A 20,588-nucleotide genomic window follows, 5' to 3' on the forward strand; every position below is an offset into this window, starting at 1 on the left:
AGCAAGAGGTGCACCGTATTCCCCTTATGTCACTTCATTTCCCTTACGTCGCTTCTGTCTGGTCGTCATGGCCGGGCGGTTCGCCGCTGTCGAGTCGTACGTATTCCGGGAGTGTCAGCCGCGCCACCGCCCCGCCGTCCTCCGCGTTGGCGAAGACGAGCTCGGCGCCGATGGCCGCCGACTGCCCGACGGCGATGGTCAGTCCGAGCCCGTGGCCCTTGCCGCCTTCCTCGGTGCGGAATCGCTGCGGACCACCGGCCAGCAGATAGTCCGGGAACCCCGGACCGTGATCGCGTACGGTCACCACCGGCCCGTCGACCGTCACGACCACCGGGGGCCGGCCGTGCTGGTGCGCATTGGCGATCAGATTGCCGAGGACCCGCTCCAGCCGCCGCTTGTCGGTCTCGACCCGCACGGGCCTCGCCCCGGTTCCGGCTTCCGCCTCCACGACGCGGACCTCGGTCTCCGTTCCCGAGGCGCTCGCCACGCGCACGGCGAGCGGAGCCAGTTCGTGAACGGCGAGATCGACCTCTTCCGTGCGGGCGTCGAGCCGGGAGATCTCCAGCAGATCCTCCGTCAGCGTCCGCATCGTCCGCACCCGGTCCCGCACCAGCTCGGCCGGGCGGCCCGCCGGCAACAGCTCGGCCGCGGCCGAGAGACCGGTCAGCGGGGTGCGCAGCTCATGCGCCACGTCGGCGGTGAAGCGCTGCTCGGCCAGCAGTTTGCGCTGGAGTGTGGATGCCATCGTGTCCAGCGCACCGGCGACGATCGCCACCTCGTCCTGCGGGCGCGACGGGTCCGAGGTGCGGGGATCGTCGACGCGGGCGTCGAGATCGCCCGCACCGATCCGGCGGGCCACCTGGGCGGTCTGGTGCAGCCGGCGGGTGACCCGGGTGACGGCGAATGCGCCGACCAGCAGCGTGGCACCGATCGCCAGCAGCGAGGAGCCGACGATCGCCCGGTCGAGGCTGTCGATCACGTGGGCGCTGCGGCTGTAGTCGATCGCGGTGGCCAGCGCGCGGCCGTCGGCCGGGCCTGCCGCCCACATGGTCGGACGCCCGTGGTATTCGGCGACGAGCGTGCCCTGATGCCCGCTCACGGCGAGGGCGCGCAGGGACGCGGGCAGCCCGGGCGGATCGATGCCGGAACCCGGCGGGAGCTCCTCGCCCGCCTTGTACGCCGCGGTGACGTCGTTCAGCCGGGAGAGCGCCTCGGTGCGGGCCTCGGCGACGGTCTCCCGGGACACCGCGGTGTGCACCAGTGCGCCCAGCAGCGCGGCGAACGCACAGCACATCACGGTGATGAACACGGCCGACTTCCAAGCGAGCGTCGCGGTCCACGCGGGCGCGCGCATTCTCCGTCGCCTCATCGACGCCCCGCGGAGGCGGTGACCGGTGGCGGCATCATGGTCGCTTCGGAGCTGGGCTTCGCGCTCGGCCGGGCGGTGGGCACCATCCCCGGGGCCTTCCGCAGGACCTCGTCCCGAGTCGGCAGCATCGCGTGCGGCCAGAGCCGGGCGGGCCCGATGGCGGTCGGGGCCCGTCCGGCACTCTTCAGCTTGCCGCCGGTGTCACAGCCGGCCGGCAGCGTGGCGCCGACGCCGGCCACGAGGGCCGCCATCGCGCGGCGCGTCACCCGGTGATGCGGGCGCATGACTCCCTCCCTTTCCGGACGTCCGGTCATGGGTCCGCCGACCCACGACCTGTCGACCTTATGCGGAAGTAAGTCCCTTATGTCTTTTTGCTACCGGTGCGGCCGTGGTTGTGTCAGCGCTGGTAGGGGTTCTGGCCGTCCTGGGCATACCCGGGCTGCTGCTGGGCCTGTCCGAACGGGTTGCCGTCCTGCGCTGCCACGTGCTGCGCCAGCAGTTGGTCGGCCTGCTCCTTCGGGATCTTCTGTTCCCCGCCGCAGAACGTGCACTGCGTCGCGTACTTCGTCGAGAACGGGAACAGCGGCACGAAGAACAGCGTGAACTTCGTGACCCGCTTCCGCAGTGTGTGCGCGGCCGGATTGCCGCACCAGCCGCAGACCATCGTCAGAACGGCCAGTTGGTACAGATAGCCTCGCGTACCAAAAATGATCATGCCGTGGGCCCCTTTCCCGTTACTTCGTGGAGCGCTCGCCGGCAGAGCGCCAGCAGCTTTTCGTCCTCGTGTGTGTCGTGGCTGCCGTACCCGCCGTCCATGGCGTTGTGACGTCGTACGGAGGCGAGTTCGGCGCGCAGCACATGTGCCGCATCCGACCCTGCACCAGCAACGCCCATCAGCGCCAGGCATTCGGCCACCCGGACCCTGACATGACGGTTCATCTCCCAGGCGGCCAGCATGACCGGTACGGACTCCTTGGTCCGCCCCGTCACCTCCCACAGCGCGATCGCCGCGTCCACCCGCAGCCACGGCTCGTCATGGACCAGCAGCGCCCGCAGCCGGGGTGCCACCACGGCCGCGCGCGCACCCAGACCGCCCAGCGCTCTCACCGCCGCGCGCCGCTCGTGCGCTCGCTCCGCCCCCAGCCCCTCGATCAGCACCGGCAGCACGGCCTCCGCGTCCCCCTCGACCGCCCACAGTGCCTGAGCCGCCTCCGTCGCCGCCGGGGTCCCGGCGCTGCGGATCAGCGCCCGCAGCTCCGGGACGGCGCACCGGGCGGCCGGGCCGAACGAGCCGAGCGCCCGCAGCGCCGAGGTCCGCAGCCATTCCCCGCGGTACTCCGGCGCCCCGCGGAGCACCCGCAACACCTCCGGCGCCGCCTCGCCCGCGCGCAGCGCGGTCAGCCCGCCGAGCAGCGGTCTCGCCCGGTCGTACACCCCCTCGTCGAGATCGAGCCCGCCCACCCTGCGCCGCAGCACTCCGGCGAGTGGGGCCGCGGCCGCTCCCAGATACCCGATGGCGAACCCCACGTCGTGCGGCACCTCGGGCCGCTCCAGTGCGGCGGCCAGCGGGGGCACCGCCCGGGCGTCACCCAGCCGGGTCAGCGCCTTCACCGTGCTGCCGAGCCCCGGCGGTTCGCTCGCCCGCTCCTTCACCCAGGACCCGGGATCCGCCGCCACCCGCGCCGCCAGCGCGTCCGCGGCCAGCCCGAACAGCTGCTCCAGCATGTGCGAGGCGGCCTCGGCCAGCCGCGGCTCGGGGTCCGCGAGCTGGTCACCGGCGAGGCGGACCAGCTCCTCGTACGAGCCCCGCCAGGCCCGTATCAGCCCGCTGCTCATCCGTACCGCATCGATGCGTGCGCCATCAGGGCAGCGGCCGGGCCCGGTTCGGATTGATGAGCGGGCCGAGCAGATCCCCGTACCGCGCCAGCCGCCCGGCCATGTCACCGGCCAGAAAGACCAGCTCGGCGGGGCTCCGGCAGCCCTGGATCTCCGCCCAGGTGACGGGCGCGGACACGGTTGGCTCGGTCCTGGCGCGCAGCGTGTACGGGGTGGCGGTCGTTTTCGCCGCCGCGTTCTGGCTGAAGTCGACGAACACCTTCCCCGGCCGCAGTGCCCGCGTCATCCGGCGCACCACCAGCTCCGGAAGATCCCGCTCCGCATCCACCGCCAGCTGTTTGGCGTACGCCGACACCCGGTCGGAGGAGACCGGCTCCAGCGGTACGAGCACATGCAGCCCCTTCGATCCGGAGGTCTTCCCGTACGCGAGGAGCCCGTCCGCCGCCAGCCTGTCACGCAGCCACAGCGCCACCGCGCAGCACTCCACGACGGTTGCCGGAGCCCCCGGATCGAGGTCGAACACCATCCGGTCGGCGATACCCGGCCTGTCGGCCTGCCACTGCGGCGTATGGAACTCCACCACCAGGTTCGCCGCCCACATCAGCGACGCCAGATCCTGGATGAGCACCTGTCCGGCCTGCTGCGCCATATGCCGTGGCACCTCGGTGATCCGTACCCAGGACGGGGTGCCCGGTGGCGGGTTCTTGGTGAAGAACCGCTGCCCGTCCGGCCCGTCCGGATAGCGCAGGAAGGACACCGGCCGGTTGTACAGATGCGCGAGCAGGGCCCCCGCCGCCGTGGCCGCGTAGTAGTGCAGCACCTCGCCCTTGGTGGTTCCGGTGGCCGGATACAGAACCTTGTCGAGATTGCTGAGCGCCAGGCGCCGCCCCTCCACCTCAGTGATCGGCGTCATACGATAAGAATCACATGAAATAAGGATCAATAGTGATCTATCGGTATTCCTATGGACAAAGGGGTGAACGGTGAGGTCCATCTGGAACGGCGCGATCTCCTTCGGGCTGGTCAGCATCCCCATCAAGCTGGTCAACGCCACCGAGAGCCACTCGATCTCCTTCCGCCAGATCCACCTCGCCGACGGCGGCCGGATCCGCTACCGGAAGGTCTGTGAAATCGACGAGCAGGAAGTGACGGCCGCCGAGATCGGCAAGGGATACGAGGACGCGGACGGCTCGATCATCCCGATCACCGACGAGGACCTCGGTTCGCTCCCGCTTCCCACCGCGAAGACGATCGAGATTGTCGCCTTCGTGCCCGCCACCGAGATCGACCCGCTCCAGATGGACACGGCGTACTACCTCTCCGCCAACGGAGTCCCCGCCGCCAAGCCGTACACGCTGCTGCGCGAGGCCCTGAAGCGGAGCCAGAAGGTGGCCGTCGCCAAGTACGCGCTCCGCGGCCGGGAGCGGCTCGGCATGCTGCGCGTCGTCGACGACGTGATCGCGATGCACGGCCTGCTCTGGCCCGATGAGATCCGTGCCACCGACGGTGTGGCCCCGGAGACCGACGTCACGGTCCGCGAAGCCGAACTCGACCTGGCCGACGCCCTGATGGCCACACTCGGCGAGGTCGACATGAACACCCTCCACGACGACTACCGCGAGGCGGTCGAGGCGCTGATCGCCTCGAAGGCCTCCGGCGAGGCACTCGAACCGGCAGCATCCGGCGACACCGGCGGTGGCAAGGTCATCGACCTGATCGCGGCACTGGAGAGCAGCGTCCGGGCGGCGAAGAAGGCCCGCGGCAAGGAGCTGGAAGAGGCGGAGGAATCCGAGAGCGCACCGGTGGCCGAGGTGACGTCGCTCGCCACCCGCAAGAAGAGCGGCGGAACCGGCGCGAAGAAGAAGGCCTCCGCGACCCCCACCCCCCGGAAGACCGCCGCGAAGAAGTCGACGCCGGGCAGAACCCCGGCGAAGAAGACCGCCGCGCGGTCGACCACGAAGGCGGCCGCGAAGACGGCGGCGAAGAAGACCGCGAAGACCACGGCCAAGAAGGCAACACCCAGGAAACGCGCCTCGGCCTGACGGGACGCCGGCAGTCGCCGCTCCTGCCCGCGGCGACGTGGCGCTGGCGACCGGGGCCGGCCCACGCCGACGAAGTCGCCAGGCGGGGCGGAAAGGGCATCAGTACCTGGCCATCGACCCCGGGCAGACGAGCGCATCCGCCGGGACCGGGCGTCCGCAGGGCTGCCACGCAGGACTGCCCCGGAGCCGTAGCCCCGGGGCAGTCATCGCGTCGAGCCGTGCGTCAGTGCCGGCGGTACGAGTTCACGTATCCGGCTGCCGGAGTCCCGACACCCGTCACGTCGTCGTATCCCTTGACCGCCTTGAGCGAGGCGTCCTTGCCGAGGCTGCGTACCGATGTCAGCAAGCCGTCCGCCGCGTCGGAGCCGTTGGCGAAGTCGACGCGGGCGACCGCGAGGTCACGCTTGGCACCCAGCGGGTGGTCGGTGACGTCGTGGTACGTCGCCGAGCCGTACCGCGCGTAGATCGCCGGGTTGGCGAAGCCGAGCGGGCGGCCGTGCTGGGCCTGCTGTGCGAGCGCCTGGACGCCCGCGATGACCGGCGCCGCCAGCGACGTGCCGCCGATGCGGTACTCGTCGTAGCCGAGGGAGCCGTCGGGCAGCGTCTGCGTCTGGCCGACCAGGAAGCCGGTGTTCGGGTCGGCGACCGCCGCGATGTCCGGGGCGGTACGCATCCGGGCCTTGCCGTTCGCCCGCGCGAGCGAGTCCGGGACGACACCGCGCTGGTAGAACGGCTGCTTCACGGTCGAGCTGGTGCCGCCGCCCGCGCCCGAGGTGTACGCGCCGGGGAAGCCGGTCCAGCTCTTGCCGTCGGCGGCGAGGGACGCCTTCAGCGTGCCCCAGCCGGTCTCCCACTGGTACGTGTCGTGCTTGCCGACGGCCAGTGAGGTGCCGCCGACCGACGTCACCCAGGCGGAGTTGGACGGGACGTCGATCTGCTTCGTGCCGGTGGACGCGACGTTGTCGCCGTCGTCGCCGGAGGAGAAGTAGAAGCCGATGCCCTCGACCGCACCCATCTTGAAGACCTGGTCGTACGCGGCCGCGACGTCCGGGGTCTCGTTGGCCTCGACGTCGCCCCAGGAGTTGGAGACGATGTCGGCGAGCCGGTGGTCGACGATCTTGTTGAGCGAGTCCAGCAGGTCGGCGTCGTAGCAGGACGCGCCGCCCACGTAGACGATGTCGGCGGCGGGCGCGACCGCGTGCACGGCCTCGACGTCGAGGGTCTCCTCGCCGTACCAGCCAGAGGCCCCGCACTCCTCGGTCTTCGTGTAGTCGTCCGGCAGGACCTGGCTGAGCTGCCCGCGCCTGTACGGGGCGTCGCCGTTGCGCTTGGCGTACTCGGCGGCGTCCTTCGCGATGGTCGGCGAGGCGTACGCGTCGGTGATCGCGACGGTCACACCCTTGCCGGTCCACCTGCCCGCACCGTACGCGGCACGCAGCTGCTTGCCGGTGTAGCCCCTGATCGCGTACGGCACCTTGGAGCCGTAGGCGCTCGGCAGCGTCGAGGCAGTTCTGGAGCCGAAGTACGAGGAGAACGGACCGGAGTTGCGGAACACCGCGTCCGGCGGCGGCAGCGTTTCGTCGTGGCTCGACTTGTGCGGCGCGTTGTCCAGACCGGAGACGGCGAGGACGGCGTCGCTCAGCGCGGCCGGGACGGAGGCCGTGGAGGACGGGGCGCGGTAGGTCCGGCTGCCCTTGCGGTAGTTGCGCAGCTGGGTGCTGAACGCCTTCTCGGCCGCGGCGACGTCACCGGTGGCGGAGACGTAGTGCTGATGGGCGCCGGTGACGGTCAGCCCGCTCGACTTCAGCCACTGAACGACCTCGTCGATCTGGTGCTGGGTCGCCCCGAAGCGGGCCTGCGCCTCCTTGGCGCTCAGGTACTTCCCGTACGAAGGGGACTTCGGGTCGGACACGGCGGCGGCGTAGGCGGCCAGCCCCTTCGCGTCCCGGCCGGCCAGATGGACCCGGACACTCACCTTTCCGCTGTCGGCGGTGGCCCCCTGGTCGGCCTTGGCCGTGGCCCAGACCGGCTTGGTGCCCTGCAGCGCATCGCGACCGGAGGGTGCGGAGTCCGCGCTGGCGGACGGTATGCCGAGGGCGAGTGCACCGGCGAGCAGCGGCAGTGTCGCTGCCATGCTCAGCCCGGCGCGACGTCTGGCACGACTGGTTCTCATGAAACCCCCTGCGATGTGGTTCTTCGCGTGTGGAGCATGTGCCGGATGATGTGCACATGTAAGCCGCCACTCTGGCGAGGAACCCGTTACGTAAGGGGCATGCGTTTACCAAGAAACTGTCAAGACGGGGCGAGCGATGGGGAGTTCGAGGTGAAAGGCCGAGAATGCGTGCAATCGGGAGGGTGCTGCTCCGACCGCCCTTGACCGGCTGTCTGCCCGTGTCTACCCGGAAATCGGCCATTGCCTCGCGAACGGGACCGGTTTGCCGGGCCGCAGGAGAACCTGAGGACCGGCCGGTGCGCAGGATGCCGGCCGAAACGGGAGGGGAACCCTGTGACCACGCAGTCCGCAGGGATCATCGAGAGGAACCCGCGGGCGCAAGGCTGACGGGACCGGTCGGCGAGGGCAGCCCCAGCCCGTATGAGCTCTTGACGACGTACGTACAACTCGTATATGTATAGCCGGGTTTGATCCGCGACCCGGACGAGTAGCTGTGGACGGCCGCGCTCGCACCCGTGCCGTGTTTGTACAGGAAGTGGTACTCGCCCGCAGGAAGCCGCAACCGCGCCTTCGGATAGCTCCTGCCGCCGGACTTGCAGGCGAGCGACGAGCCGCTGGCCTCCGAGGTGTACTGCCGACAGCTGCCGCACCCCTTGAGTGAGACGCGGCCGGTGACCGGGCCGGTGTAGAGGATCTCGACGCCGCTCGGGGCGTCGTTGCTGATCACGAGCTCCATCCGGGAACCGCCCGGACTCCCGGACGGCGGCAGCCGCTTGCCCGCCGCGGGCCGGTCGGCGGCGATCTCCGCGGCGATGGCGACGTCCCGGGCGTGCGCCCGCCGCTTGTCGCTCCTGTACGTGGCGGCGAACTCCGTCAGCGTTTTTTGGGCGTCAGTGAACTTCTTGGACCTGAACTGGTCCACCCCGCACGCGTACACGCCGTTCCGGATCCCGGTGTCGGCCTCCCCGGCACGCGCGGAGACCGACGTGTCGGGCAGTGCCATCACGGTCGTCCGGAGCCCGCGCAACGCCTCGGTGGCCGCGCAGGGACTGCTGCCGCCCACCGCGCCGACCTGCTCCTTGATCTTCCCGGAGACCGCGGGCCCGACCTTCTTGGCCTGCGCCGATCCGGGAAACGTACGCAGCAGTTCGGCGAGCTCGCCGCCGGACGATCCCGCCGCCCGGTCGCCCAGCTTCGACACCCCGCACGTGTACAGCGAGGTGGCCAGCGGGTCGTCCGGCCAGCCGGCCAGGTCGCCCAGGAGCTTCGGGTCGATCGACTTGGGCACGGTCCGCAGATACGCCAGCGGCGCGACCGCCTCGCAGTGCTTCCCCTGACGGTACGGGGCGGCGACCGCCTCGTAGTAGGCGCTCAGCCGCTGCGGTACGAGCTCTCCCGCCCTCGACCCCGCGTGATCCTCACCGAGCTCCCGGTACACGGCGAGCGCGGAACGGTAATCGGCCCGGGCGGCATCGAAGGTCCTGCCCGAGGCGGCCTTCACCGTCCGGTCGCCCTCGCCCAGCCGGTCGAGCAGCATCTGCTCGACGGCCTCGTCCTGCGCGGATCCGTAGAACACCACGCCCCCCGCCGGTACCGCCAGCAGTACCAGTCCGACCCCGGCCGCCACCATCGGCCGCCACGATCCGCCGACAGCGGTACGCCGCGCGATCCACCCGCCGTGCAGGGTGGCCGGCACCACCACGAGCACATATGCGACGACCAGACCCCCGGCCACACCGTCGGGGTCGGCAGGCAGCGCGACCAGCAGCAGCGCACCGGTGGCCAGCCAGCACAGAACGGCCCCGCCCCAGCGACCCACCAGGGCATAGCCGATACCGAGACCCGAGAGATTGAGCAGCCCCACCGTCGTGGCGCGCAGCGCAGCACCAGGAGGCGGCGGTCCGACGGTCGGCGGACGGGATGGCGGAGGCGGTACCGAAGGAGAGTCCTCCGGCCCGAAAGACGGATCGCCCCAACTCATACCGGCCCCCCAACCGTTGGGCATGGCACCCCTGACCGCGCCCGGCCCTACCACCATCCTCGCGGCCACGAAGTGTGTCAATCGGGTTGGAACAGTCCACGAACGGCCCATCACACAGCTCCCCGGGCCGCCCCCATCAGTAGACTGAGAGGCGCCGCGACTGGCGCGCATCCCGGCAGGGATGCTCCGTGGAACCGACCACGAGGAAGCGGCACACTCCGGGCCTGCCCGGAGGCGTCACCGCCGGAGAGCCGTCCGCCTGGGCAATCCGGGTCCACGCCGCAGCCATGCGCCAGACCCGGGAGGATCCCGTGACGACACCTGAGAACCGCCGCCCCGCACTCACCGCCACCGACCCGGAGCTCGCCGCCCTCGTCACCGCGGAGGAGCAGCTCCAGGCCGACACCCTGCGCCTGATCCCCAGTGAGAACTACGTCTCCGCAGCCGTGCTGGAGGCCTCCGGCACGGTGCTCCAGAACAAGTACTCCGAGGGCTACCCCGGCAAGCGTTACTACGAGGGCCAGCAGATCATCGACCAGGTGGAGACGGTGGCCGTCGAACGGGCCACATCCCTCTTCGGCATGGACCACGCCAATGTGCAGCCGTACTCCGGCTCGCCCGCCAACCTCGCGGTGTACCTGGCTTTCCTGCAGCCCGGCGACACCGTGCTCGGCATGTCGCTGCCGATGGGCGGCCACCTCACACACGGCTGGGGCGTCTCCGCGACCGGCACCTGGTTCCGAGGTGTGCAGTACGGCGTCCGCCGCGACACGGGCCGCATCGACCTGGACGAGGTCCGCGACCTGGCCCGCGCCGAGCACCCGAAGGTGATCTTCTGCGGCGGTACGGCCGTGCCCCGGACGATCGACTTCGCCGGCTTTGCCGAGATCGCCGAGGAGACCGGCGCGGTCCTGGTCGCCGACATCGCCCACATCGCGGGCCTGATCGCGGGCGGCGCCCACCCCTCGCCCGCCCCGTACGCCGACGTGGTCTCCACCACCACCCACAAGACCCTGCGCGGTCCGCGCGGAGCGATGCTGCTGAGCCGGGCGGGGCACGCCCGCGCCATCGACCGCGCCGTCTTCCCCGGCCTCCAGGGCGGCCCGCACAACCAGACCACGGCGGCGATCGCGGTGGCCCTCAAGGAGGCGGCGACCCCCGGCTTCAGCGACTACGCCCACCAGGTCGTCGCCAACGCCCGCGTCCTGGGGGAGGAGCTGGCGTCCCGCGGTTTCGACCTGGTCTCCGGCGGCACGGACAACCACCTCCTGCTGATCGACCTCACCGGCAAGGACGTACCCGGCAAGATCGCGGCGAAGACCCTGGACCGGGCCGGCATCGTCGTCAACTACAACACCGTCCCGTACGACCCTCGCAAGCCGTTCGACCCGTCCGGCATCCGCATCGGCACCCCGGCCCTGACCTCCCGCGGGATCCCCGCCTCCGAGATGGGCACGGTCGCGGAGTGGATCGACCGCGTGGTCGAGGCGGCGCGCACGGGCGACGAGTCCGCCGTCGAGAAGGTACGCGGCGAGGTGAAGGCCCTGATGGACGCGTATCCGGCGCCGGGTCTGCCGGTGGCATGACCTGACCGCCTGATGTCCGCCGGATCCCGCACACCCCGGGATCCGGCGTCCGTCACCTGCTCGGCCGTACGGTCCTGCCGGCGGCTCCCGGGGCACGGTGAACGGCCGCCTGGACTTCCCCGTCGGCCGGTTGCCTCGTTGCCGCAGCAGCGTGCCCAGGGCGCGAACCGTGCTGCGCGCCAAGCTCGGCGAATGGAGAGCGAAGCAAGCGGCGGCTGAAGCAGCCGAGTTGGTGCTGTCGGAGCTGGTCACCAACGCTCTGCGGGTGCCCGTACCCAGCGACCGGATGGTCGGCGTACGCATCTCGTGCCGGGAACGGGGCGGTCTGCTGCGACTGGAGGTGAGCGACGCGGGGGAGGGGCGTCCCGAGGTGCGACAGCCCGGCGACTTCGACGTGACCGGTCGCGGACTCCTGCTCGTCGACGCGGTGGCAGACCGCTGGGGTGTGGACAACCGTCCGGCCGGAATCGGGAAAACGGTCTGGGCGGAACTGGTGGTCCCCGGCATCGTCCCTGCACCACCAGAGACCGAGGTCGCGGCGGTGACCGTCCGCCCTGGTCAATCCGTCCGCGTATGGGGCGCCTGGCGAACGGTCCGCAGCGTGCGCAGTGAGCGGTACGCGTCCGGCGGCCTCGCCGTCGTCATCGGCCTGGGCGAGGGCCCGGCCCTTCGGCTGCCCGCGGCGGAACCGGTGACCGTGCGAGGCGGGTGGAAGGCCGGAGGCGGGCGATTGGCCGGTGCCCCGGATGGCGTGCGGTCTATTGCCGTCCGGCGCCGACAGTGACCCGTGCGAGTCCCGGAGAGGACCGCTCGCCTCCACCCGGCCCGGTGTCCGCAGTCGGTTAGCCGCCTTGCCGAGGTCAGATCTTGATGACGGTGACGCGTGCCCCGCACAGCGCGGTGAGGTCCTCCGGGTCGGAAGTGAGCACCGTGACCGGGCCGGGGGCCGCGAGGGCGGTGGCGCTGAGCATGGCGTCGATGGCGTACTTGTGGCCGTGCAGGCCGGTGTCGGCAAGGAGGGCGGCGGCGTGCCGGGCGATCGGCTCGGTGACCGGCTCCACGATGAGGCGGGAGAGGGTCCACTCCAGGGCGGGGCGATTGATCCGGGGATGGACCACCTCGACCAGGGTGGCCGCAGACGTGATCACCCTCAGGTCGTCGGCGCGGGCCAGGGCGAGCCAGCCGGTGACCGTACGGTCGCGCAGCACGGCCTTGGACAGCCCCTCGCTGTCGAGGACCAAGGTGCCGCCGGGTACGGCGGGGGAGCGGGTCACGCCGCGTCCGCCCTGCCGCGGGTCTGCTCGAGGCGGGCCTGGTGGAGCTGGTCGCGCAGCGCCTGGATCTCCTCGTCGGTGACGGGGCCGTGCTCGGCCTCGGCGACCTGGATGAGTTCGTTGAGGTTGTCGCGTTCGATCTGCCGGGCGACGGCTGCGGCCACGTAGGCGGACAGGCCGGAGGGGCCGCTGCGGGCCTTGGCGGCCTCCGCGATGTCGCGCGGCATGGTGATCGAGTACTTGCCGGTAGGCTCGCTCATGCCCTTTATCCTACCTCCAATCATCCTTTATGGGTTATCCATCCGCCTGCTCGCTACGGGGCGACCCCGTTGAGCAGGATTGACTGAGGACGCGGACTGTCGGAACGCCGTGATCTCAGGGAGCGTGATCACTTGGACAGTCGACGCGCACGTCGGATACTGGCCATACCCGGCCAAGCATCGACGTGCAGGGGTTGCCCATGATCCGACGTGATGCGCTGGCCGAATACGTTCGCGGGTCGCTGTGGGTGCTTCCCACCCTGTCCGTGGTGGCCGCACTGGTCACCGGGTCGCTGCTGTCCCTCGTCAAGACCGGCTCGGGCTCGCCGCTGGCGTTTCAGGGGACCGCCGACGATGCCCGGACGCTGCTGATCGGGATCACCGGGACGATGGTGACGGTCATCGCCGTGCTGCTGGGTCTGGCCGTGGTCGCGCTGCAACTGTCATCCACCCAGTTCTCGCCGCGGCTGCTGCGCAACTTTCTCCGCGACCGGCCCAATCAGATCGTGCTCAGCGTCTTCGTGGCCACCTTCGCCTACAGCGCGGCCGGTCTCTACACGGTCGGTGTTTCGGGAGGGGGTCGCTCCGAGAACTTTCCCCGGTTTGCGGTGAGCGGCGCGCTCGTCCTGCTGTTCGTCAGCCTCGGCCTGCTGGTGTTCTTCGCCGACCATCTAGTGCACTCCATCCAGGTCGACGCGATCATGAGTGTGGTGGAGCGCAACACCGTCCGGGTGATCCGCGATGGGGTGTTCGCGGGTGGCGAGGATGTCGTCGACGTGCCGGAGTGGGCCGTGGCCATGGCCTCCCACCGCTCCGGGTACGTACAGGTGGTGCGCCCGCACCTGCTGCTGCGGACCGCGGCCGAGCACGGTGTCTGTCTGCGGCTGCGGCCCCGGGTGGGCGAACACGTCGTCGCGGGAACGACACTGGCGTGGATCTGGCGGGCTTCACCGCATGATCCCGCTCCGGCCCCTCAGGAGTTCTCGCAGGTGATGGACGCCGGCGTCCGTATCGGATTTGAGCGCACCCTGGAACAGGACGCTGCGCTCGGAATCCGGCAACTGGTCGACGTCGCCTGCAAGGCGCTGTCTCCGGCGGTCAACGATCCGTACACGGCGGTGCAGGCCATCGACCACCTGTCCGTGATCTTCTGTGTGCTCGCCCGGCGCCCCCTGGGCAACCACGTCGTCCGCGACGCCGGCGGGGCCGCCGTGATCATTCCCGGGCGGCGGTTTCCGGAATACCTCGCCGTGATGTGCGGGCTCATCCGACGCTACGGGGCCCGTGAACCGACCGTCGCCCATGCCCTGCTCCGCCTGCTGCACAACTGCGCCGCCGTGGTCGCCGACGATGCCGAGCGGTCGGCGGCGATCGAGGAACAGGCCCGCATCGTCATCGCCGACGCCGAGCGAGAGGTGGCGCAGCCGACCGACCTCGCCCTCGCCCACGCGGAGGCGGAAGCCGTGCGCCGGCAAGTGGCCAGGAATCGTTCGACCGTTCACACCCCCGACAACCGACCAGACGGGCCACCAACTCCCTGACCACGTCGGCAGGCAATCCCGGCAGTCCTGCAGCGCCACGGCTTGTCCCCTGCGCCGACCCCCGGCGCGACCTCCCGTGCCACGTCCTCGGCTCGTCTGGCAGGCGTGGTCCTACGCACCGGGGCAGGGTGGAGCCGCTGCGGGGACGGAATGTCAGCCGGCCGCGCTCAGCGGCGCCGGATCACCGGGGCGTTGCACCCTGTGATCTTCGGAGACCTTATGGACTTGCTGTTGCTCCTCGATGAAGCCGTGGCCGCCCTCAAAGCTCCTCTGGGAGAGGAGGACCGGGAACAGGGCTGGACCGATGATCTCCGGCGAGAGGTCCAGGAGGAGATCTCGGTCCATCGCTCAGTGCTGCGTCGCCATGGGTTGGGCGTGGTGCGGTATCTGCGCCCTCGCTTCGAGGAGTGGATGGAGTGGGAGGGCGTGCATTCTGGGCGACTCCGAAGCCTCGTGTCTGACGTGCAACGGCGCCTCGTGGACGCAGAGAGCGCAGCGCAAGACGCGCCTGCCGACCTGGGGTTTTAGCTCCTGTCGCCTGTCCACGAATAGTCCACGGACCCCGACATACGCCCGCTCCGAGCGGCATACGCCTGCACATACGCGAAGACCCCGACCTCAGCGTTTCCGCTGGTGACGGGGTCTTTGGGCACCTCATGAAGGGTGCCCCCGGCAGGATTCGAACCTGCGCACCCGGCTCCGGAGGCCGATGCTCTATCCCCTGAGCTACGGGGGCGTGTCGCCGTACTGCTTGGCGACGAATGAAACACTACCAGCTTCTGGCGGGTGTCCGTGAACAGGTATTTCCGCGCGGCCGCCCCCGCGCGTCACCCCCGCGCCCCGCCGCCGCCGTGCCCCGCGCCGCAGGCCCGGTCGCGCGTCCGTCCGCAGGGCCGCCGTGTCGGCCATGTGCCGTCCGCCCGCCACCCGTCCGGGGCCGGAAATGGGCAAAACACGGACGCAGCCCCTACGCCCGACCTACCCTCGGAGTGTGTCAGGGGCGTGTGGCCGCGTGCTTGTTGTCGACGACAACAAGGTCATCCGGCAGTTGATCAGGGTCAATCTCGAGCTTGAGGGCTTCGAGGTCGTGACCGCGGCCGATGGTGTCGAGTGTCTGGATCTGGTGCATCAGGTCTGTCCGGATGTGATCACCCTTGATGTCGTCATGCCCCGGCTCGACGGTCTGCAGACCGCCACCCGGCTCCGTTCCGACCCCCGGACCAGCCGGCTGCCTGTCGCGATCATCAGCGCCGGTACGCAGTACGAGGTGGACAACGGCGTCGCCGCCCGGGTCGATGCCTTCCTGGCGAAGCCCTTCGAGCCGAGCGAGCTGGTGCGGCTCGTACGACAGTTGGCGAACAGGGAGGCCCCGCCGTCGATCGACGGCAGACACCGTGCCGGGAGGGCGGAGAGCGCCGCGGGCTGACCGCATGGCGAAACCGGGTCGCGAAAGGCCCCCCTCCCTCCCATACGCTTGTCCCGTGACCCCCGCCGATCTCTCCAGGACCGTGCTGCACGCCGTGCGTCGCGCGGTCGACGAGGACGTCCTGCGCGCGCCGCTGCCCGCGCGCGTGCGGGTGGAGAGGACCAGGCCCGGCGGGACCGGGGACTACGCCTGTGCCGTCGCACTGCAGTTGGCCGGGCCTGCCGCGCGTCCGGCCAGGGAAGTGGCCGAGATCCTGCGGGACCGGGTCGCCGGTGCGCCCGGGATCGGGCGGGTCGACGTCACCGGGCCCGGGTTCCTGAGCTTCACCCTCGACGCGTCGGCCGATGTCCGGGCGCGCGAGGCACTCGTCCGTGAGGTGCTGGCGCGAGGGGCCCGGTACGGGTACGGGGACGCGCTCGCCGGAGACATCCTCCGGTTCAGCCACGCCCGCGAGGTCCGGGCGGCGGTCACCACCCACACGCTGCGCGCGATCGCGCGAACGCAGGGCGCGCTGGTGCGTAGCAGTTGTGACGGGACGCCCGACCCGGACTGGGCGCGGCTGGGCGTACACGTCGACGCACAGGGGAAGCCGCCGACTCCGCTCACCGCCATCCGGCCCGTTCCCGCCGGTGCCGGTGCGGGGGAGCTGCTGCGGCGGCTCGGTCCCGACGCCACCCGGTGGGGACTGCTGCGGCCGGCCGGGCACGATCGCGCCCCGCTCGGTGCGGAGCTGCTCGTCCAGGGCACCGGCAACCCGCTCTTCCTGGTCCGTTACGCCCGCTCCCGGGTCTGCGCCCTCACCCGCGGCGCGGCCCTTCTCGGATTCACCGCGACGTACGACGAGGACGTCGACGCCCCCGCACTGCTGCGTACGCTGGCCGACTACCCCCAGGCTCTCGTCACCGCCGCACGTCACCGCGCGCCCGACCGGCTCGCCCGGCAGCTCGAAGAGATCGCGCACGCCTTCTTCGACTTCCACGACGCCTGCCCGCCGCTGCCCAAGGGTGACGAGAAACCCTCGGCCGCCCACCGCTCCCGGCTGGCCGTTGCCGAAGTTGCCGGGACGGTGCTCGCAGGCGGCCTGTCCCTGCTCGGCATCAGCGCACCCGAAGTCCTCTGAGAGACCTGAGAGAGCAGAGCACCACCATGAGCCGATCCGCACACCCCGCCGGTCCCCGTCACGCCGACGTCCTGACCGAGGGCCACTACGCAGCCCCGCCCGCCGACCTCAACGCCCTCGACGAGAAGGTCTGGGCCCGCACCGTCTCCCGCAACGCCGACGGCGTCGTCGCCGTCGGCGGGATCGAAGTGACCCGGCTGGCCGAGGAATTCGGGACGCCCGCCTACTTCCTCGACGAGAGCGACTTCCGCGCCCGCTGCCGCGCCTGGGCCGACGCCTTCGGGCGGGACGCCGATGTCTTCTACGCCGGAAAGGCGTTCCTGTCGCGGGCCGTCGTGCGCTGGCTCCAGGAGGAGGGGCTCAACCTCGACGTCTGTTCCGGTGGTGAGCTGACCATCGCGCTCGACGCCGGGATGCCCGCCGAACGCATCGCCTTCCACGGCAACAACAAGACCGTCGCCGAGATCGAACGCGCCATCGAGGCCGGAGTCGGGCGGATCGTGCTCGACTCGTTCCAGGAGATCGTCCGGGTCTCGCACGTCGCGCAGCGGCTCGGCAAGCGGCAGCGCGTACAGATCCGGGTGACCGTCGGCGTCGAGGCGCACACCCACGAGTTCATCGCCACCGCGCACGAGGACCAGAAGTTCGGCATCGCGCTGGCCGGGGGAGAGGCCGCCGAGGCGGTCCGCCGGGCGCTCAGCCTCGACGGGCTCGAACTCGTCGGCATCCACTCGCACATCGGCTCGCAGATCTTCGACATGGCCGGCTTCGAGGTCTCCGCCCGACGTGTGGTCCAGCTCCTCGCCGAGGTGCGCGACGAGCACGGCATCGAGCTGCCGGAGATCGACCTCGGCGGTGGTCTCGGCATCGCGTACACCTCCGACGACGACCCGCGCGAGCCGCACGAGATCGCCAAGGCACTCGGCGACATCGTGACCCGCGAGTGCGAGGCGGCCGGGCTCGCCACCCCGCGGATCTCCGTCGAGCCGGGGCGCGCCATCGTCGGACCCACCGCGTTCACGCTGTACGAGGTCGGCACCGTCAAGCACCTCGAAGGGCTCCGTACCTACGTCAGCGTCGACGGCGGCATGTCGGACAACATCCGCACCGCGCTGTACGACGCCGAGTACTCCGTCGCGCTCGTCTCCCGCCGCTCCGACGCCGAGCCCCTGCTCGTCCGCGTCGTCGGCAAGCACTGCGAGAGCGGCGACATCGTGGTCAAGGACGCGTTCCTGCCGTCGGACCTCGCGCCCGGCGACCTGATCGCGGTGCCCGCCACAGGCGCCTACTGCCGCGCCATGGCGAGCAACTACAACCACGCGCTGCGCCCGCCCGTCGTCGCCGTGCGTGACGGAGAGGCGCGCGTGATCGTCCGGCGGGAGACGGAGGAAGATCTCCTGCGTCTCGATGTCGGTTGATGAAATATATGTCTCAGGATCCGGACGGGTGGCAGAAACGTCCGTCCGGTGAGTGAGACTGGTCCACACATGAGCATGTATGAGAAACGAGGTCGGATGATGCGTACGCGTCCGCTGAAGGTGGCGCTGCTGGGCTGTGGAGTGGTCGGCTCAGAGGTGGCGCGCATCATGACGACGCACGCCGACGACCTCGCCGCGCGCATCGGCGCGCCCGTGGAGCTCGCCGGCGTCGCCGTCCGCCGCCCTTCCAAGGTGCGCGAGGGCATCGACCCCGCACTCATCACCACCGATGCGACCGCCCTGGTCAAACGGGGCGACATCGACGTCGTCATCGAGGTCATCGGCGGCGTCGAGCCCGCCCGCACGCTCATCACCACCGCCTTCGAGCACGGCGCGAGCGTCGTCTCCGCCAACAAGGCGCTGCTCGCCGAGGACGGCGCCGCACTGCACGCCGCCGCCGAGCAGCACGGCCGGGACCTCTACTACGAGGCAGCCGTCGCCGGCGCCATTCCGCTCGTACGGCCGCTGCGCGAGTCCCTCGCCGGCGACAAGGTCAACCGGGTGCTCGGCATCGTCAACGGCACGACCAACTTCATCCTCGACAGGATGGACACCAGCGGCGCCGGCTACTCCGAGGCGCTCGACGAGGCCACCGCCCTCGGGTACGCCGAGGCCGACCCGACCGCCGACGTCGAGGGCTTCGACGCCGCCGCCAAGGCCGCGATCCTCGCCGGGATCGCCTTCCACACCCGGGTGAGGATCGGTGAGGTGCACCGCGAGGGCATCACCGAGGTCACCGCCGCCGACATCGCGTCGGCCCGCCGCATGGGCTGCACCGTCAAGCTCCTCGCCATCTGCGAGAGGGCCGCCGACGGGCAGTCCGTCACCGCGCGCGTGCACCCCGCGATGATCCCGCTCAGCCACCCGCTGGCCTCCGTCCGCGAGGCGTACAACGCGGTCTTCGTCGAGGCTGAGGCCGCCGGGCAGCTGATGTTCTACGGCCCCGGCGCCGGTGGCTCGCCGACCGCCTCCGCGGTCCTCGGCGACCTGGTCGCGGTCTGCCGCAACAAGCTCGGCGAGGCCACCGGCCCCGGAGAATCCGCGTACACGCGTCTGCCGGTCAGCCCCATGGGCGAGGTCGTCACGCGGTACCACATCAGCCTCGACGTGGCCGACAAGCCTGGCGTACTCGCCCAGGTCGCGACGGTCTTCGCCGAACAGGGCGTATCCATCGATACGGTCCGCCAGCAAGGCCGACAGGACGTCGGCGGCGAGGCATCCCTCGTCGTCGTCACCCACCGCGCGCCCGACGCCGCCCTCTCGGCGACCGTCGAAGCGCTGCGCAAGCTCGACACCGTGCGCGGTGTCGCCAGCATCATGCGTGTTGAAGGGGAGTAAGGACCCATGACCACCAAGGGCACCCACCAGTGGCGCGGCATCATCGAGGAGTACCGGGACCGCCTTCCGGTCACGAGCACGACGCCGGTCGTCACGCTTCGTGAGGGTGGTACGCCGCTCGTTCCCGCTCAGGTCCTTTCCGAGCGTACGGGCTGCGAGGTGCACCTGAAGGTGGAGGGCGCCAACCCCACCGGGTCCTTCAAGGACCGCGGGATGACGATGGCGATCACCCGGGCCAAGGAAGAGGGGGCGCGGGCCGTCATCTGCGCCTCCACCGGCAACACCTCCGCCTCCGCCGCCGCGTACGCGGTGCGGGCCGGCATGGTCTGCGCCGTCCTCGTGCCGCAGGGCAAGATCGCGCTCGGCAAGATGGGCCAGGCGCTCATCCACGGCGCCAAGATCCTGCAGGTCGACGGCAACTTCGACGACTGCCTGACGCTGGCCCGCTCGCTCTCGGACAACTACCCGGTGGCTCTGGTCAATTCGGTCAATCCCGTCCGGATCGAGGGCCAGAAGACCGCGGCGTTCGAGATTGTCGACGCGCTCGGCGACGCCCCGGACATCCACGTCCTGCCGGTCGGCAACGCGGGCAACATCACCGCGTACTGGAGGGGTTACACGGAGTACGCGGCGGACGCGATGTCCACGCACAAGCCGCGCATGTGGGGCTTCCAGGCGTCCGGCTCCGCGCCCATCGTCCGCGGCGAGGTCGTCAAGGACCCGTCGACCATCGCCACCGCGATCCGGATCGGCAACCCGGCCTCCTGGCAGTACGCGTTGGCCGCGCGGGACGAGTCGGGCGGCTTCATCGACGAGGTCACGGACCGTCAGATCCTGGCCGCCTACCGGCTGTTGGCCTCCCAGGAGGGCGTCTTTGTGGAGCCCGCCTCGGCCGCGTCGGTCGCCGGTCTGCTCAAGGCCGCCGAAGAGGGCAAGGTCGACCCGGGCCAGAAGATCGTCTGCACGGTCACCGGCAACGGCCTGAAGGATCCCGACTGGGCCGTCGCCGGTGCCCCGCAGCCGGTCACCGTGCCGGTCGACGCGGCCACCGCCGCGGAGAAGCTGGGCCTCGCGTAACCGGAACAGCAGCAGCTCAATCGCCCCTTTCCGGAGCGGAGAGCGCATGGGAGGCGCGCGACACGCATCGTGCGCCTCCTGTGCGCC

Annotated in this window: 18 protein-coding genes, 1 tRNA gene and 1 pseudogene; 9 read left to right on the top strand and 11 right to left on the bottom strand. The window is 70.7% G+C overall.

Annotated elements, in window-relative coordinates; all coding sequences use genetic code 11:
- Nucleotides 1-43: 43 nt before the first annotated feature.
- The 5 genes and pseudogenes from ACIBB8_RS22530 to ligD form a co-directional block, all read right to left on the bottom strand.
- Nucleotides 44-1,369, bottom strand: coding sequence for an ATP-binding protein (locus tag ACIBB8_RS22530; RefSeq protein ID WP_398954742.1), 1,326 nt, complete (start codon nucleotides 1,367-1,369; stop codon nucleotides 44-46).
- On the bottom strand, nucleotides 1,366-1,653 hold the full coding sequence (locus ACIBB8_RS22535) for a hypothetical protein (RefSeq protein ID WP_398954744.1): 288 nt from the start codon (nucleotides 1,651-1,653) through the stop codon (nucleotides 1,366-1,368). The genes ACIBB8_RS22530 and ACIBB8_RS22535 overlap by 4 nt, the downstream gene beginning before the upstream one ends.
- Nucleotides 1,654-1,766: 113 nt before the next feature.
- A complete protein-coding gene (locus ACIBB8_RS22540) occupies nucleotides 1,767-2,084 on the bottom strand; it encodes a zinc-ribbon domain-containing protein (RefSeq protein ID WP_398954746.1) in 318 nt (105 codons plus the stop codon).
- A pseudogene (locus ACIBB8_RS22545) lies at nucleotides 2,081-3,241 on the bottom strand (HEAT repeat domain-containing protein); the annotation flags it as partial. The pseudogene ACIBB8_RS22545 and the gene ACIBB8_RS22540, both read right to left, overlap by 4 nt.
- Nucleotides 3,231-4,118 carry a non-homologous end-joining DNA ligase gene (gene ligD / locus ACIBB8_RS22550; protein WP_398954748.1) on the bottom strand — a complete coding sequence of 296 codons (888 nt, stop codon included), beginning with the start codon at nucleotides 4,116-4,118 and terminating at the stop codon, nucleotides 3,231-3,233. The pseudogene ACIBB8_RS22545 and the gene ligD, both read right to left, overlap by 11 nt.
- A gap of 70 nt (nucleotides 4,119-4,188) precedes the next feature.
- Here ligD and ACIBB8_RS22555 point away from each other — a divergent pair, with 70 nt between their 5' ends.
- A complete protein-coding gene (locus ACIBB8_RS22555) occupies nucleotides 4,189-5,247 on the top strand; it encodes a Ku protein (protein WP_398954750.1) in 1,059 nt (352 codons plus the stop codon).
- A gap of 223 nt (nucleotides 5,248-5,470) precedes the next feature.
- Here the strand turns inward: ACIBB8_RS22555 and ACIBB8_RS22560 are convergent, their stop codons facing one another.
- Together ACIBB8_RS22560 and ACIBB8_RS22565 are read right to left on the bottom strand one after the other, a co-directional pair.
- Entirely contained in the window at nucleotides 5,471-7,420 is a 1,950-nt protein-coding gene (locus ACIBB8_RS22560) for a protease pro-enzyme activation domain-containing protein (RefSeq protein ID WP_398954752.1), read from the bottom strand.
- A gap of 355 nt (nucleotides 7,421-7,775) precedes the next feature.
- A complete protein-coding gene (locus ACIBB8_RS22565) occupies nucleotides 7,776-9,401 on the bottom strand; it encodes a hypothetical protein (protein ID WP_398954821.1) in 1,626 nt (541 codons plus the stop codon).
- Between the two features lie 287 nt (nucleotides 9,402-9,688).
- Here ACIBB8_RS22565 and glyA point away from each other — a divergent pair, with 287 nt between their 5' ends.
- Nucleotides 9,689-10,987 carry a serine hydroxymethyltransferase gene (glyA, locus tag ACIBB8_RS22570; RefSeq protein ID WP_398954822.1) on the top strand — a complete coding sequence of 433 codons (1,299 nt, stop codon included), beginning with the start codon at nucleotides 9,689-9,691 and terminating at the stop codon, nucleotides 10,985-10,987.
- A gap of 151 nt (nucleotides 10,988-11,138) precedes the next feature.
- Nucleotides 11,139-11,771: an ATP-binding protein gene (locus ACIBB8_RS22575; RefSeq protein WP_398954754.1), complete on the top strand. Its 633-nt coding sequence runs from the start codon at nucleotides 11,139-11,141 to the stop codon at nucleotides 11,769-11,771.
- A gap of 76 nt (nucleotides 11,772-11,847) precedes the next feature.
- Here the strand turns inward: ACIBB8_RS22575 and ACIBB8_RS22580 are convergent, their stop codons facing one another.
- Together ACIBB8_RS22580 and ACIBB8_RS22585 are read right to left on the bottom strand one after the other, a co-directional pair.
- Entirely contained in the window at nucleotides 11,848-12,261 is a 414-nt protein-coding gene (locus ACIBB8_RS22580) for a type II toxin-antitoxin system VapC family toxin (RefSeq protein WP_398954756.1), read from the bottom strand.
- Entirely contained in the window at nucleotides 12,258-12,521 is a 264-nt protein-coding gene (locus ACIBB8_RS22585) for a CopG family transcriptional regulator (protein ID WP_351788286.1), read from the bottom strand. The genes ACIBB8_RS22580 and ACIBB8_RS22585 overlap by 4 nt, the downstream gene beginning before the upstream one ends.
- 200 nt (nucleotides 12,522-12,721) lie before the next feature.
- Here ACIBB8_RS22585 and ACIBB8_RS22590 point away from each other — a divergent pair, with 200 nt between their 5' ends.
- The gene (locus ACIBB8_RS22590) at nucleotides 12,722-14,062 is read left to right on the top strand and encodes a DUF2254 domain-containing protein (protein ID WP_398954758.1); all 1,341 of its coding nucleotides are present in this window, start codon (nucleotides 12,722-12,724) and stop codon (nucleotides 14,060-14,062) included.
- Between the two features lie 153 nt (nucleotides 14,063-14,215).
- Here the strand turns inward: ACIBB8_RS22590 and ACIBB8_RS22595 are convergent, their stop codons facing one another.
- Complete coding sequence (locus ACIBB8_RS22595) at nucleotides 14,216-14,407, bottom strand: hypothetical protein (RefSeq protein ID WP_398954760.1); 192 nt, start codon at nucleotides 14,405-14,407, stop codon at nucleotides 14,216-14,218.
- Between the two features lie 319 nt (nucleotides 14,408-14,726).
- Nucleotides 14,727-14,798: transfer RNA gene (locus ACIBB8_RS22600), tRNA-Arg, on the bottom strand.
- Between the two features lie 207 nt (nucleotides 14,799-15,005).
- Here ACIBB8_RS22600 and ACIBB8_RS22605 point away from each other — a divergent pair.
- The 5 genes from ACIBB8_RS22605 to thrC all read left to right on the top strand — a co-directional run bounded on the left by ACIBB8_RS22605 (nucleotide 15,006) and on the right by thrC (nucleotide 20,501).
- The gene (locus tag ACIBB8_RS22605; RefSeq protein ID WP_398954762.1) at nucleotides 15,006-15,488 is read left to right on the top strand and encodes a response regulator; all 483 of its coding nucleotides are present in this window, start codon (nucleotides 15,006-15,008) and stop codon (nucleotides 15,486-15,488) included.
- A 55-nt stretch (nucleotides 15,489-15,543) separates the two neighbouring features.
- Nucleotides 15,544-16,608 carry an ArgS-related anticodon-binding protein NrtL gene (gene nrtL / locus ACIBB8_RS22610; protein WP_398954764.1) on the top strand — a complete coding sequence of 355 codons (1,065 nt, stop codon included), beginning with the start codon at nucleotides 15,544-15,546 and terminating at the stop codon, nucleotides 16,606-16,608.
- 26 nt (nucleotides 16,609-16,634) lie between these two features.
- Nucleotides 16,635-18,026, top strand: coding sequence for a diaminopimelate decarboxylase (gene lysA, locus ACIBB8_RS22615; RefSeq protein WP_398954766.1), 1,392 nt, complete (start codon nucleotides 16,635-16,637; stop codon nucleotides 18,024-18,026).
- Between the two features lie 96 nt (nucleotides 18,027-18,122).
- On the top strand, nucleotides 18,123-19,424 hold the full coding sequence (locus ACIBB8_RS22620) for a homoserine dehydrogenase (RefSeq protein ID WP_398954768.1): 1,302 nt from the start codon (nucleotides 18,123-18,125) through the stop codon (nucleotides 19,422-19,424).
- 6 nt (nucleotides 19,425-19,430) lie between these two features.
- The gene (thrC, locus tag ACIBB8_RS22625) at nucleotides 19,431-20,501 is read left to right on the top strand and encodes a threonine synthase (RefSeq protein ID WP_398954770.1); all 1,071 of its coding nucleotides are present in this window, start codon (nucleotides 19,431-19,433) and stop codon (nucleotides 20,499-20,501) included.
- Nucleotides 20,502-20,588 lie beyond the last annotated feature (87 nt).

The organism is Streptomyces sp. NPDC051286 (genome assembly GCF_044455345.1).
GTDB lineage: Bacteria > Actinomycetota > Actinomycetes > Streptomycetales > Streptomycetaceae > Streptomyces.